At 70.3% G+C, this 13,949-nt stretch carries 12 protein-coding genes and 1 tRNA gene; 6 read left to right on the top strand and 7 right to left on the bottom strand.

Annotated elements, in window-relative coordinates; all coding sequences use genetic code 11:
• Positions 1-379 precede the first annotated feature (379 nt).
• Together ACIBJC_RS28645 and ACIBJC_RS28640 are read right to left on the bottom strand one after the other, a co-directional pair.
• A complete protein-coding gene (locus tag ACIBJC_RS28645) occupies positions 380-595 on the bottom strand; it encodes a DUF6243 family protein (RefSeq protein WP_399297271.1) in 216 nt (71 codons plus the stop codon).
• A gap of 620 nt (positions 596-1,215) precedes the next feature.
• Positions 1,216-1,289 (bottom strand) — tRNA-Gly (locus tag ACIBJC_RS28640).
• Positions 1,290-1,499: 210 nt separating this feature from the next.
• On the opposite strand from ACIBJC_RS28640, the gene ACIBJC_RS28635 reads away from it, so the two are divergent.
• The 3 genes from ACIBJC_RS28635 (at position 1,500) to ACIBJC_RS28625 (ending at position 2,815) form a co-directional block, all read left to right on the top strand.
• Positions 1,500-1,685: a hypothetical protein gene (locus tag ACIBJC_RS28635; RefSeq protein WP_329824222.1), complete on the top strand. Its 186-nt coding sequence runs from the start codon at positions 1,500-1,502 to the stop codon at positions 1,683-1,685.
• A gap of 70 nt (positions 1,686-1,755) precedes the next feature.
• Positions 1,756-2,331 carry a dCTP deaminase gene (dcd, locus tag ACIBJC_RS28630; RefSeq protein WP_329824221.1) on the top strand — a complete coding sequence of 192 codons (576 nt, stop codon included), beginning with the start codon at positions 1,756-1,758 and terminating at the stop codon, positions 2,329-2,331.
• Between the two features lie 7 nt (positions 2,332-2,338).
• Positions 2,339-2,815, top strand: coding sequence for a phosphoribosyltransferase (locus ACIBJC_RS28625; RefSeq protein WP_399297268.1), 477 nt, complete (start codon positions 2,339-2,341; stop codon positions 2,813-2,815).
• A gap of 76 nt (positions 2,816-2,891) precedes the next feature.
• Here ACIBJC_RS28625 and ACIBJC_RS28620 read toward each other — a convergent pair whose 3' ends face one another.
• From ACIBJC_RS28620 to ACIBJC_RS28600, 5 genes are all read right to left on the bottom strand, one after another.
• Complete coding sequence (locus ACIBJC_RS28620) at positions 2,892-3,815, bottom strand: Yip1 family protein (RefSeq protein WP_399297266.1); 924 nt, start codon at positions 3,813-3,815, stop codon at positions 2,892-2,894.
• Between the two features lie 162 nt (positions 3,816-3,977).
• Entirely contained in the window at positions 3,978-5,168 is a 1,191-nt protein-coding gene (locus tag ACIBJC_RS28615) for an FG-GAP repeat domain-containing protein (protein WP_399297264.1), read from the bottom strand.
• Positions 5,169-5,214: 46 nt separating this feature from the next.
• Positions 5,215-6,570 (bottom strand): FG-GAP and VCBS repeat-containing protein, encoded by a 1,356-nt coding sequence (locus tag ACIBJC_RS28610; RefSeq protein ID WP_399297262.1) that lies wholly within the window; start codon positions 6,568-6,570, stop codon positions 5,215-5,217.
• Between the two features lie 343 nt (positions 6,571-6,913).
• Positions 6,914-9,202 (bottom strand): (Fe-S)-binding protein, encoded by a 2,289-nt coding sequence (locus ACIBJC_RS28605; RefSeq protein WP_399297260.1) that lies wholly within the window; start codon positions 9,200-9,202, stop codon positions 6,914-6,916.
• A gap of 67 nt (positions 9,203-9,269) precedes the next feature.
• The gene (locus ACIBJC_RS28600) at positions 9,270-9,866 is read right to left on the bottom strand and encodes a sugar transferase (RefSeq protein WP_399297258.1); all 597 of its coding nucleotides are present in this window, start codon (positions 9,864-9,866) and stop codon (positions 9,270-9,272) included.
• A 260-nt stretch (positions 9,867-10,126) separates the two neighbouring features.
• Here ACIBJC_RS28600 and dnaK point away from each other — a divergent pair, with 260 nt between their 5' ends.
• From dnaK to dnaJ, 3 genes are all read left to right on the top strand, one after another.
• On the top strand, positions 10,127-11,983 hold the full coding sequence (dnaK, locus tag ACIBJC_RS28595) for a molecular chaperone DnaK (protein ID WP_399297256.1): 1,857 nt from the start codon (positions 10,127-10,129) through the stop codon (positions 11,981-11,983).
• Positions 11,980-12,636 (top strand): nucleotide exchange factor GrpE, encoded by a 657-nt coding sequence (grpE, locus tag ACIBJC_RS28590; protein ID WP_329824213.1) that lies wholly within the window; start codon positions 11,980-11,982, stop codon positions 12,634-12,636. Before dnaK ends, grpE begins: the two co-directional genes overlap by 4 nt.
• A gap of 111 nt (positions 12,637-12,747) precedes the next feature.
• Entirely contained in the window at positions 12,748-13,947 is a 1,200-nt protein-coding gene (dnaJ, locus tag ACIBJC_RS28585) for a molecular chaperone DnaJ (protein ID WP_329824212.1), read from the top strand.
• Positions 13,948-13,949: the final 2 nt, after the last annotated feature.

Genomic DNA, 13,949 nt, shown 5'->3' with positions numbered 1-13,949 from the left:
AGGCGGCGCGGAAGTCCGCCGAAATCCCGCTCCTGCTGGCAGACAGGGCGGGCGGAGGGCCGGCTCAACAGAAAATGGTCCAGACGACAAACAAGGCCCTGGTCGCTGACCAGGGCCTTCGTCATGGAGCGGGTGACGAGAACCGAACTCGCGCTCTGAGCTTGGGAATCACCCAGTACTGCGTAGGCTTGCCCGCCTCTGGACTGGGGAAACGCGCACCTGAAGGCGTGCCGCAGTGGCTTCGTCCGGGCCTCTGCTGACCGCCGTTCACCGTCCTGACGGGCACGTAGCGGCACACGGACCCCGGGTGGTCGGCCGAGAGCTGAGCCGGACCCGGCTCCGCCCCGTGCGATGCCTGCCGCCCTGCGGCGGCGGTGCGTCAGCTCTGAGCCGTGTCGTCGCCCGTCTGCTCGGCGCCCTCGGCTGCGCCTGCCTTCTCGCGCATCTTGCGTACCAGCTCCGCCTTCTGGTCGGCGGCACCCTTGCGGTCGAGGTTGCGGTGCGGACCGTTGTTCTGCCGTTCGGCGCGGGACAGCCTCTTGCGCTGCCCGCCACCCATGCCCACGGGGTTGTTGATGTTCTTGCTCACGGTCATGAGTTCTCCCGGAATGATGTGTACGGATTCATCGGTGGGGACGGGCGTGGCGACGTCGAGGGCGTCAGCGGGGGCCCATCACGCTCTCGCTCGTAAATGGGTGTCTAGGAGAACATGACAAAGACGTTACCCGGTTCCGTCGGCCCCACTCGCCAAGCCTTTCGCAGCCCCGTGCGACGGAAACGGGAAGAACGCCCGCAGGGCCGGCCGCGCGTACAGACCTCGGCCAGTTCGGCGTCGCCCAGCCTGATCGCCGGTGAGCGCTCCAGGGGCAGTCGCCATGCGGCCGGGACCATCCTCCCGGGCGGTGCCGCTTCCAGCGGGCTCGCCGCGAGCAATGTCCACTCGCGCCGCAGTTGATCGATCGGCATCCCCCCCCATGTCAGGCGTGGCGTCGACTATCGCGAAGTGCTTCTCTCGGCCCGCCTGGCGCAGCCAGCTCTGGATGGAGCTCGCGCAGGACTTTGCTTGAGCGTTCGGGCATGCACACATTGGGCAGTGATCACGAGGTCAGGCGGGCTGATCGCGCCGAACTGCGAACGGGCACGCGGCGGGCACGGCGACCCGTAAGAGGTTGAGACAACAAGGAAGCCCCGGGCCGCTGGCCTGGGGCTTTTGTGTGGAGCGGGTGACGAGAATCGAACTCGCGCTCTGAGCTTGGGAAGCTCATGTTCTACCATTAAACTACACCCGCTTGGCGAGCCGGTGATCGGCTTCGCATCGTCGGACACTCTACCCCATCCCCTGCCCCGGGCGCCCGTCGCGTCGTGGGGTTCGGTTGGTGTGGGTGGGGGGCGGGGGCGGGAGTTGGGGCGTAGGGTCGGGGGCGGAGTGCCGCTTCTTGTGGTGTCCTGATCATCCCCTAGTGTGGGCGTTCGTCCGCGTTTGTTGGGGAAAGGACCTGATGGACTTGATGGAACGCACCGTCGTCCGCTGTGCCGAAGGGCACGTGTTCAGTACTGCGACATTCCCGATGCAGCAGCTCGACACCGGGCGGATCGGCCCCGGGCGGCTCATTCGGTGTCCGCGTTGTGCGCGGTTGCGGCATGCCGTGCCGGTGGAGACGGTGAACAGGGTGGATCAGCGCTGATTCCTGGCGGGTGAGGCGCGTGGGGCTGCCCGATTGGGGTGGGCTCGCGCGCCTTGCGTATCCTCGGGGCGTGCTTCTCTCAGACAAGGACATCCGGGCCGAGCTCGACTCCGGCCGCGTACGCCTCGACCCGTACGACGAGACGATGGTGCAGCCCTCCAGCATCGATGTACGGCTCGACCGGTTTTTCCGGGTGTTCGAGAACCACCGTTATCCGCACATCGATCCTGCTGTCGAGCAGGCCGATCTGACGCGTACGGTCGAGCCCGAAGGCGACGAGCCGTTCATCCTGCACCCCGGTGAGTTCGTGCTCGCGTCGACGTACGAGGTCATCTCGCTGCCCGACGACATCGCCTCCCGGCTGGAGGGCAAGTCCAGCCTCGGGCGGCTCGGGCTGGTGACGCACTCCACCGCCGGGTTCATCGACCCCGGGTTCTCCGGGCACGTCACCCTCGAACTGTCGAACATGGCGACCATGCCGATCAAGCTCTGGCCGGGGATGAAGATCGGGCAGCTCTGTCTGTTCCGGCTCAGTTCGCCGGCCGAGTTCCCCTACGGGTCCGAGCGGTACGGGTCGCGGTACCAGGGGCAGCGGGGGCCGACCGCCTCGCGTTCGTATCTCAACTTCCACCGGACGCAGGTGTGACGCGGCCATGACCGAGCGCCGGGAGAACCTGTCGTACGAGAAGTTCGGCCGTGCCGTGCGCGAGCTGGCGCAGAGTGTCGCGGACGACGGCTACGAGCCGGATGTCGTGCTGAGCATCGCGCGCGGTGGTGTCTTCGTCGCCGGCGGGCTCGCCTATGCCCTGGACTGCAAAAATATCCATCTGATCAACGTCGAGTTCTACACCGGTGTGGGGACCACGCTCGCGATGCCCGTCATGCTCGCGCCCGTCCCCAACGTCGTCGACTTCTCCCGTAAGAAGGTCCTGATCGCGGACGACGTCGCCGACACCGGCAAGACACTGAAGCTCGTCCACGACTTCTGTGTCGGCCATGTCGCCGAGGTGCGCAGCGCCGTCATATACGAGAAGTCGCAGTCGCTCGTGAAGTGCGAGTACGTCTGGAAGCGCACCGAGGACTGGATCAACTTTCCCTGGAGTGTCGAGCCGCCTGTCGTGCGTAGGTGAGGGGGGCGTAGGGAGAGGTGGGCAGGGAGGAGTGGGCAGGGTGGGCGGTTGTGCCGCCTCGACCCTGCCCTTGTCCCTACAGCGTGCCCAGTTTCAGGAGCGACAGCAGGCCGATGAGCTGGATCGCCGACGCGCCCAGTGCCTTCGGCCACGGCAGGTCGTGCGACTTGCTCACCATCACCGTGAAGAGCGCGCCCGCCGCCACCCACGTCGCCCAGCCGATGATCTGCACCAGTGAGTTCTCGCCGCCCAGGAAGAGCGCGAAGAGCAGGCGCGGGACGTCCGTGATCGACATGATCAGCATGGAGAGGCCCACGGTCGGCTGCCAGGCGCCGTCGCCGCCGAGCTGGCGGGCGAGCGTGTGGGTGACCGCGCCCAGGATCAGACCGCCGATCACGAAGGCGACCGCCGTCGTGAGGACGTACGGGATGGCCGTGGTGAGCGTCGCGTTGATCGCTTCCTCGCGGGCCGTGTCGAAGCCGAACAGCGCCAGCAGGCCGTAGAGGAACGTGACGATCAGGGCCGGGCCCCAGATCGGGAGGTCGCGCATCTGGAGGAACGTCTGCGCCGGGCGCAGGACGATGCCGCTCAGCAGCTCCTTCCAGCGCAGCCGGGGGCCGGCCGGGGCCGGGGCCGCGCCGGGCTGATACGTGGCGCCGTCGCCGTAGCGCTCCTCGTCGACGCGGAACGCCTGGGTGTGCCCCGGGTTGTTCGCGTACGGGTCGCCGTGCTGCTGCGGCTGCGGTGCGCCGCTGTACCCCTGCTGCCCGTACGGGTCGCCGAAGTACTCGGGTTCGCCCTGCCCGCCGCCTCCGTACGGCGCGCCGCCCCCTTGCTGTCCACCACCCGCGGGGGGCCACTGCTGCCGGCCGTACGACGGCGCGCCCTGCTGACCGCCCCCGTATGCGGGGGGCGGCGCCTGCCGTCCGTACGGCGGTTGCTGCGGTTGCTGTTGCGAGGTGCGGTTGTCCCGGCCGCGTCCGATCCTGAATCCAGCCACGCGATCGAACGTACCCGCTCCCGACGGGCGCGGTGACGAAGGGAGGGAAACAGGAGGGCCTTTGCGGCCGAGCTGTGACATCCCTTAGGGGAACCCTGGGGGGATCTCCCCAGTAAACGGCTCGGGGGACGTCGGTCGGCCCCACTCGGCGTCCGCCGGACGTCAGTCCAGGAAGACCGCGGTGCTGAAGGTGAGCAGGGGGTGGGGGCGGAAGGCCGGCGCCTTGGGACCGGACGCGTAGGCCGCTATCAGGTCCGTGCTCTCCGCCCGGTGCGTCCTCGTCACCAGGTAGCCGTCCGTCGCGCGCAGGATCTCCGTGGTCGCCTTGCCGCCCGGTACGCCGGGGAGCCGTGGCGCCGGGGGCTTGCGTACCGCGGTGAAGGTGTACGTCGCGCCGGGCCGCTCGGGGCCGTTCGGGCCGCCCAGCAGCAGCGTTCCGCGCGCGGCCGTGCCGGGCGCGTGGGCGCGGGGCAGGACGACGAGGTCGTCGTAGCCGTCCCCGTTCACATCGCTCCTCGGTTCCGGCGCCGCCAGGACCGGGCCGCCGGCCTGGACCGGCGCGGTGGCGGTGCGCGGGGCGCCGGTCCGGCGGAACGGGCCGCGCAGGAAGCTGACCTGGCCCGCGCTCGCGGTGACCGCGAGATCGACCTCGCCGTCCCCGTCGAAGTCGCCGCAGACCGGGTGGTCGGGCCACTCGTCGCCCGCACGGGCCTTCGCCGGGATCCGCAGGACGACCGCGCGGCCGGTGGGCCCGCCCGGGCCGCCGAACAGGATCTGGAGCGGTACGGGCGGCATCCCGATGCCGTTGTACGGCGGGTCCGTGGCGATGATCAGGTCGCCGAAGCCGTCGCCGTCGAGGTCGCACGCCGCCTCGGCGTCGAACGCCGCGGGCGGCACCCCGTCCACGCGCGCACCCCGTTCCCGCGGGTCGAGCGTCTGGCGTACGGCAGGGTCGAAGCGGCGGGCCGCGCCGGTCCCGGCCGCCGTGCCGTACACGATGCCGATGCCCGCGTCGTCCCCGTACGTGTCGCCCGCCGCCTTGACCAGGTCGTTCAGTACGAGGTCGGGGTGGCCGTCGCCGTTGAGGTCGTCCGGGAGGCGGCTGCCCCTGCCGCGCGGGACGGCGCGGCGCGCGGTGGCCGTCGGGCCGGCGCCCGGGGCGGTGTCGCCGTTCTTCGCCTCCGTCGAGCCGCCCGAGGCGGAGGAGGACGAGGTGGAGGTGTCGGTGCAGGCCGTCAGTGGCAGCAGCAGGGCCGCGCAGGTGGAGAGGGTGATCGCCGTCCTCGCCGCCGTCGTACGTATCGGCAGTCTTCGCCGTGTCCGCCGTGTCCGCCGTACCCGTCGTATCCGCATGTCCCCACCCGCCCCATCCGTACTCATCGACCCCCGACGCACCGCCTCATTGTGCGCGTGGCGGAGGGCCGTGCCCAGGCCGGGCGGGGGCTCGGTGACCGAAGTCCCAGCCGAAGTTGTCGCCCGGCACCGGCGTCAGGCCGAGATCCGCCGGGGTGATCCGGCGCGGCCACCCGTCGGCGTCGGCGCCCGTGCCGGGGCCCGTGCCCGTCAGTCCCTCCCGGCCGCCGTGCAGGACGCGCACCTGCGCCTTCTCGCCGATCGCCAGTTCCGCCGCCCCGTCCCCGTCCGTGTCCAGCAGCGCGAGCGCCCAGGCGGGGCCCGTGAGGTGCTGGGCGCCCGTTCCGGTCAGGCCCTTCTTGCCGCCGCGCAGGACGAGGACCACGGCCGAGTCGTCCTCCGTCGGGGCGGTGAAGGCCACGTCGGCGTATCCGTCGCCGTTCATGTCGCCCGCCGTGGGCGCCCTCCCGAAGTCGCAGCCGGAGGAGACGGGCGCGCCGGGCAGCCCCGGCGTCCGGTCGTCGATCGTCGTCGGCTTCCGGGCGTGGCCACGGCCCGCCCGGGCGCCGTACACGACTGTCAGCCGGCTGCCGTCGTCCGCGAGCTGCTCGTCGCCGATGACCTCGCAGGAGCGCCCGACGATCACGTCCGCGGTGCCGTCCTTGTCGACGTCGGCGGTGAGCGTGTCCGCGCCGTAGATGTCCTGGCCCCGCGCGTCCTTGAGGCGCGTGTACGCGGCGGATACGCCCCCGGAGCCCCCGGAGCCCCCGGAGCCCCCGGAGCCCCCGGCGTCCCGGGCGTCCCGGGCGGTCCCGGTGTGGACGGCGGTGGCGCGCGGGACGGGCATCTCGTCGACGAAGACATGGGTCCAGGTGACGACGAGGTCGTCCCGGCCGTCGCCGTTCACATCGCCCGCCGCGGCGAGGCGGGCCGCGTAGTACCCCTTGCCGTCCTTCGGCGTGAGGTCCAGGGGCACCGTGGCCGCGGGCGCGCCCGCCCGGCTGAATGGGCCGTACGACAGCGTCGCCGTGGACGGCGACTGCCCGGCGGTGACGAGGTCGGCGTACCCGTCCCCGTCGAAGTCGCCGGTCAGCGGCGCGCTGCCGGAGAGCCGGGCCCCGCCAGCGAGGCCCTTGTCGCCGCCCCAGACGACGAAGACGGTGTTGGTGCCCGCCCCGGTGATCAGGTCGGCCGTCCCGTCCGCGTCGAGGTCGGCCGAGGCCACGGATCCTCCGAACCCGCCGCCCTGGCCGGCCTTCCCGAGGTTCAGGCCGTTCTGGGTGATCACCCGGTGGCGGGCCGGGGCCGGGCCGTCCGGTGAGCCGGGCACCACGGCCGCGTAACCGGCGGCGTAGACGCCGTCGACCGTCGCGGCGGAGTCGGTCAGGACGAGGTCGCTCACGCCGTCGCCGTCGAAGTCGGAGTACGCGGCGGGCTCGGACGGCGGGGGAGGAGGAGGGGACGGGGACGGGGGTGGGGACGGGGACGGGGGTGGTGCCGATGCGCTGGACGGCGCGCCGGCCGTCGGCCCGGACGGCCCGCCGTCCGGTGGTGTGCCCGCGCCCCCGCACGCCGTCGCCAGGCCTGCCAGACAGATGAGGCCGATCAGAGGGGACACGGGAGCAAGGACGCGCCTACCGGCCACCGGACGTTTCCGCATGGCCAGTTGGACCTGCCCCGCCCCCGGATGGTTGTGCCCGCCTCGTGCTCCCGCGCCCGCCCCGCACCCGGGGCGGGCGACGGTCCTACTTCGCCGGTTCGGGCTCCGGGTCCGGCGCGTTCTCCTGCTCCTCCGCCGGCTCCGGGTCCCCCGGTGCCCGTACCGAGTCGAGCAGCAACTGCGCCACGTCCACCACCTGGAGGGACTCCTTGGCCTGGCCGTCGTTCTTCTTGCCGTTGACGGAGTCCGTCAGCATCACCAGGCAGAACGGGCAGGCCGTCGAGACGATGTCCGGGTTCAGCGAAAGGGCCTCGTCCACGCGCTCGTTGTTGACGCGCTTGCCGATCCGCTCCTCCATCCACATCCGCGCGCCGCCCGCGCCGCAGCAGAAGCCGCGCTCCTTGTGACGGTGCATCTCCTGCTGGCGCAGGCCGGGTACGGACGACATGATCTCGCGCGGCGGCGTGTAGACCTTGTTGTGCCGGCCCAGGTAGCAGGGGTCGTGGTACGTGATCAGGCCCTCGACCGGGGTCACCGGCACCAGCCTGCCCTCGTCCACGAGGTGCTGGAGCAACTGGGTGTGGTGGATGACCTCGTACTCGCCGCCGAGCTGCGGGTACTCGTTCGCGATCGTGTTGAAGCAGTGCGGGCAGGTCGCGACGATCTTCTTCGACGCCTTCGGCTTCTTCGTCGAGGCGTCCGCGTTGCCCTCCTCGTCGAGGGACTCCCCGTACGCCATGTTCAGCATCGCCACGTTCTCCTGGCCGAGCTGCTGGAACAGCGGCTCGTTGCCGAGGCGGCGGGCCGAGTCGCCCGTGCACTTCTCGTCGCCGCCCATGATGGCGAACTTCACGCCCGCGATGTGCAGCAGTTCCGCGAACGCCTTCGTGGTCTTCTTGGCGCGGTCCTCCAGGGCGCCCGCGCAGCCGACCCAGTAGAGGTAGTCGACCTCGGAGAGGTCTTCGATGTCCTTACCGACGACCGGAACCTCGAAGTCGACCTCCTTCGTCCACTCCAGGCGCTGCTTCTTGGCGAGCCCCCAGGGGTTGCCCTTCTTCTCCAGGTTCTTGAGCATCGTCCCGGCCTCGCTCGGGAAGGCGCTCTCGATCATCACCTGGTAGCGGCGCATGTCGACGATGTGGTCGATGTGCTCGATGTCGACCGGGCACTGCTCCACGCACGCGCCGCAGGTGGTGCAGGACCACAGCACGTCCGGGTCGATGACGCCGTTCTCCTCCAGCGTCCCGATCAGCGGGCGTTCGGCCTCCGCGATGGCCGCCGCCGGTACGTCCTTCAGGGCCTCGGCCGAGGCCTTCTCCTCGCCCTCCGCCGTCTTGCCGCCGCCCGCCAGCAGATACGGCGCCTTGGCGTGCGCGTGGTCGCGCAGCGACATGATCAGGAGCTTCGGGGAGAGCGGCTTGCCGGTGTTCCAGGCGGGGCACTGCGACTGGCAGCGCCCGCACTCCGTACACGTCGAGAAGTCGAGGATGCCCTTCCAACTGAACTGCTCGACCTGGCTGACCCCGAACACCGCGTCCTCGGCCGGGTCCTCCCAGTCGATCTGCTCGCCGCCGCTGGTCATCGGCGGCAGCGCGCCGAGCGCCGTGGAGCCGTCCGCCTCGCGCTTGAACCAGATGTTGGGGAAGGCGAGGAAGCGGTGCCAGGCGACGCCCATGTTGGTGTTGAGCCCGACGGTGATCGCCCAGGCCATGGTCGTGCCGAGCTTGATCATGGCGGCGAGGTACACCAGGTTCTGCAGGGTGGCGAGGCTCAGTCCGCCGAACGCGGCGACCAGGGGGTACGAGACGAAGTACGCCGCCTCGTAGTGGTCGACGCCGTGGATCGCGCCCTCCAGGCCGCGCAGCGTGAGGATCGCGAGGCCGATCACCAGGATCACGTACTCGACGAAGTACGCCTGGCCCAGCTTGGAGCCGGTGAAGCGCGACTTGCGGCCCGCGCGCGAGGGCAGGCTCGCCAGCCGGACGCCCATCAGGACGAGGATGCCGACCGTCGTCGCCAGGGCGATGAACTCGGTGTACATCTCGTACGGCAGCCAGCCGCCCAGCACCGGGAGGACGAAGTCCGCCCGGAAGAGCTGGCAGTACGCGGTGATGATCGTCAGCCCGAGCGTGAGGAAGCCGACCGCGACGAACCAGTGGGCGACGCCGACCACCCCCCACCGGTTCATCCGGGTGTGGCCGACGAACTCCTTGGCCAGGGTGAGGCTGCGCTGCTTCGGGTCGCCGGTGCGGCTCCCCTCGGGCACCGGTTGGCCGAGTCGGACGAACCGGTAGATCTGCGCGACGGCGCGGCCGATGAGCGCGACGCCGACCACGGTCAGGACCAGCGACACGATGATCGCGGCGAGTTGCATTCGGGGGCTCCTCGGGCCTGCGAGGGTGGGTGACTCAGCACTCATACTGATCGTACTAAGCGGTAACTTAATCAGTTCGTGCTGAGGGTACCCACTTATTCCGTCGCAATGTAGCCGTGGGGCCGGTGATCTGTGTCGCTGAGGGCACCCTGACCGCAGGAAGGAGCGCGCCGGGCGTACGGGCGAGGATCGCCAGGTCGAGGCCGATCCAGTGGTGCTCCACGTAGTGCTGGTCGAGCAGGGGCGCCTCGTCCCACGGCAGCGCCGAACGGCGCCGTACCTGCGCGAGTCCGGTCAGCCCCGGCCGTACGAGCTGCCGCCAGGGCGCCGCCGCGGCGGCGGAGCCGAACTTCAGGGGCGCGGGCCCGACCAGCGAGAGGTCGCCGCGTACGACATGGGGCAGCCGGGAGAGCAGGTCGAGGCGGAAGCGGCGGGTGCGCAGGGAACTCAGGAGGAAGGGGTTTCCGTTGAGCCCGGTGCGGTAGTCGCGTACGAGGACTCCGTCGGCCGGACGGGTGAGCGCGACGGCGAGAGCGGCGCCGGCGAGGACGGGCGAGGCCAGCACCAGCAGGGCCGACCCGAGGATGAGGTCCAGCAGCCGCTTGGGGTCGGGTAGCCGCTTGGGTTCCAGGTGTGGGGAGATTCGGGATGCATGTCGCTTCATGGCCACATCTGACCGTTCTCTGAGCGATATATGGCTTTTGATGGGGAACGATCGCATGCTGGAGCGGCACGGGTCAGGTAGGCGCCCCGAGGGAGCTGTCGGGGAGCCGCCGGGAAAGCCGCCGGTCCGGAGCCCGCGAAACCTCCAGTCGAGGCCCAGACGCACAATAATTGAGCCCCCTCGGCTCAGGTCCTTTGACTCCGCAGGATCTGTCATGCATCCTTGAGCCTGTTCCACTCAAGTCACCTGGAGGAATCGAAATGGCACGTGCGGTCGGCATCGACCTGGGCACGACTAACTCCGTCGTCAGCGTTCTCGAAGGCGGCGAGCCCACCGTCATCACCAACGCAGAGGGCGCCAGGACCACGCCGTCCGTCGTCGCCTTCGCCAAGAACGGCGAGGTGCTCGTCGGCGAGGTCGCGAAGCGCCAGGCGGTCACGAACGTCGACAGGACCATCCGGTCGGTCAAGCGCCACATGGGCACCGACTGGAAGATCAACCTGGACGGCAAGGACTTCAACCCGCAGCAGATGTCGGCCTTCGTGCTGCAGAAGCTGAAGCGGGACGCCGAGGCGTACCTGGGCGAGAAGGTCACCGACGCGGTGATCACCGTCCCGGCGTACTTCAACGACTCGGAGCGCCAGGCGACCAAGGAGGCCGGCGAGATCGCGGGCCTGAACGTCCTGCGTATCGTCAACGAGCCGACGGCCGCCGCGCTGGCCTACGGCCTCGACAAGGACGACCAGACGATCCTGGTCTTCGACCTCGGTGGCGGTACGTTCGACGTCTCGCTGCTGGAGATCGGTGACGGCGTCGTCGAGGTGAAGGCCACCAACGGTGACAACCACCTCGGTGGTGACGACTGGGACCAGCGTCTCGTCGACTTCCTGGTGAAGCAGTTCGCCAACGGTCACGGCGTGGACCTGGCCAAGGACAAGATGGCTCTCCAGCGTCTCCGCGAGGCCGCGGAGAAGGCGAAGATCGAGCTGTCGTCCTCCACCGAGACCACGATCAACCTGCCGTACATCACGGCGTCCGCCGAGGGCCCGCTGCACCTGGACGAGAAGGTCACGCGCTCCCAGTTCCAGCAGCTCACGGCCGACCTGCTGGACCGGTGCAAGACCCCGTTCCACAACGTCATCAAGGACGCGGGCATCCAGCTCTCCGAGATCGACCACGTGGTGCTCGTCGGTGGTTCGACGCGTATGCCCGCCGTGGCCGAGCTGGTCAAGGAGCTGACCGGTGGCCGCGAGGCCAACAAGGGTGTCAACCCGGACGAGGTCGTCGCCATCGGCGCCGTGCTCCAGGCCGGTGTCCTGAAGGGTGAGGTCAAGGACGTCCTGCTCCTCGACGTCACCCCGCTGTCCCTGGGTATCGAGACCAAGGGCGGCATCATGACCAAGCTCATCGAGCGGAACACGACGATTCCGACGAAGCGCTCGGAGATCTTCACGACGGCCGAGGACAACCAGCCGTCCGTGCAGATCCAGGTCTACCAGGGCGAGCGCGAGATCGCCGCGTACAACAAGAAGCTCGGTATGTTCGAGCTGACCGGTCTGCCGCCCGCGCCGCGTGGTGTGCCGCAGATCGAGGTCGCCTTCGACATCGACGCCAACGGCATCATGCACGTGGCCGCGAAGGACCTCGGCACCGGCAAGGAGCAGAAGATGACCGTCACCGGTGGCTCCTCGCTGCCGAAGGACGAGGTCAACCGGATGCGCGAAGAGGCCGAGCAGTACGCGGACGAGGACCACCGCCGCCGCGAGGCCGCGGAGACCCGCAACCAGGCCGAGCAGCTCGTCTACCAGACGGAGAAGTTCCTCAAGGACAACGAGGAGAAGGTTCCCGGCGAGATCAAGACCGAGGTCGAGGCCTCGATCGCCGATCTCAAGGAGAAGCTGAAGGGCGAGGACACCGCCGAGATCCGTACCGCCACGGAGAAGGTCGCGGCCGTCTCGCAGAAGCTCGGACAGGCGATGTACGCGGACGCCCAGGCGTCCGGCGGCGCCGCCGGACCCGAGGGTGCGGCCGGCGAAGGCCAGGCCAAGCCCGAGGACGACGTCGTGGACGCCGAGATCGTCGACGACGAGAAGCCCAGGAAGGACGGTGCGGCGTGACCGAGGAGACTCCGGGCTTCGAGGAGAAGCCCGATGTCCCCTCCGGCGCCGACGACGCCACGCCGAAGGCCGCCGAGCCGGACTCCCCTCAGGAGTCCGGGCCGGCGGCCCCCGCCGGGGACATCCAGGACGCTGCTCTGCTGGCCCAGCTCGACCAGGTCCGTACGGCGCTCGGTGAGCGCACCGCGGACCTCCAGCGGCTCCAGGCGGAGTACCAGAACTACCGCAGGCGTGTGGAGCGGGACCGGGTCTCCGTCAAGGAGATCGCGGTCGCGAACCTGCTGACCGAACTGCTGCCCGTGCTCGACGACATCGGCCGGGCGCGCGACCACGACGAACTGGTCGGCGGCTTCAAGTCCGTCGCCGAGTCGCTCGAAGCGGTCACGGTCAAGCTGGGGCTCCAGCCGTTCGGTACGGAGGGCGAGCCCTTCGACCCGACGATCCACGAGGCCCTGATGCACTCGTACGCGCCGGACGTCACGGAGACGACGTGCGTCGCGATCCTCCAGCCCGGGTATCGGTTCGGGGAGCGGACGATCAGGCCCGCGCGGGTCGCGGTGGCCGAGCCACAGCCGGGCGGCAAGACCAAGTCCGCGGAGGAGCAGGCGGATTCGGCCGATGACAGGGAGAACGGTGGCCCCGACGAGGGCTGACGGAGCAGACACACCGGCGACGGCCGGCGCGCGACGCGCCGGCCGTGTGCCGGACACAGGTGACGCGGTGACCGGCGGTGCCGGTGCGGGCGGAGAGGAGGGACGTCGAGGATGAGCACGAAGGACTTCGTGGAGAAGGACTACTACAAGGTTCTCGGCGTTCCCAAGGACGCCACCGAGGCCGAGATCAAGAAGGCGTACCGGAAGCTCGCCCGCGAGTTCCACCCGGACGCCAACAAGGGCGACGCCAAGGCGGAGGAGCGCTTCAAGGAGATCTCCGAGGCGAACGACGTCCTCGGTGACCCCAAGCGGCGCAAGGAGTACGACGAGGCGCGCTCGCTCTTCGGCAACGGCGGATTCCGGCCGGGTCCCGGCGCGGGCGGCAACGGCTCGTTCAACTTCGACCTCGGCGACCTCTTCGGCGGCGGTCAGGGCGGTCCGCAGGGCGGCCCCGCGGGCGCCGGCGGGGCCGGCGGCTTCGGCGGCGGGCTCGGGGACGTCTTCGGCGGGCTGTTCAACCGCGGCGGCCCCGGCACCCGTACGCAGCCGCGCCGCGGCCAGGACATCGACACCGAGGTGACGCTCAGCTTCACGGAGGCCGTCGACGGGGCCACGGTCCCGCTGCGGATGTCCAGCCAGGCGCCCTGCAAGGCGTGTTCGGGCACCGGCGACAAGAACGGCTCGCCGCGGGTCTGCCCGACCTGTGTGGGCACCGGACAGGTGTCGCGCGGCTCGGGCGGCGGCTTCTCGCTGACCGACCCGTGTGTGGACTGCAAGGGCCGCGGGCTGATCGCCCAGGACCCGTGCGAGGTGTGCAAGGGCAGCGGGCGTGCCAGGTCCTCGCGGACCATGCAGGTCCGGATCCCGGCGGGTGTCAGCGACGGCCAGCGGATCAGGCTGCGCGGCAAGGGCGCTCCCGGTGAGCGCGGCGGCCCCGGCGGCGACCTGTACGTCGTCGTCCATGTCGACGCGCACCCGGTCTTCGGCCGCAAGGACGACAACCTCACCATCACCGTGCCCGTCACCTTCACGGAGGCGGCGCTCGGCGGCGAGGTGCGGGTCCCCACGCTGGGCGGTCCGCCGGTCACGCTGAAACTGCCCGCGGGTACCCCCAACGGCCGTACGATGCGGGCCCGTGGCAAGGGCGCCGTACGCAAGGACGGCAGCCGCGGCGACCTGCTGGTCACCGTCGAGGTGGTCGTGCCCAAGGACCTCGGCGGCGAGGCGCGCGACGCGCTGGAGGCATACCGGAAGGCGACCGCGGACGAGAACCCGCGGGCGGAGCTGTTCCAGGCGGCGAAGGGAGCATGACC

Origin of the sequence: Streptomyces sp. NPDC050509, assembly GCF_044457965.1 — a bacterium.
Classification (GTDB): Bacteria; Actinomycetota; Actinomycetes; order Streptomycetales; family Streptomycetaceae; genus Streptomyces.
This window is presented reverse-complemented; position numbering and strand designations above follow the sequence as displayed.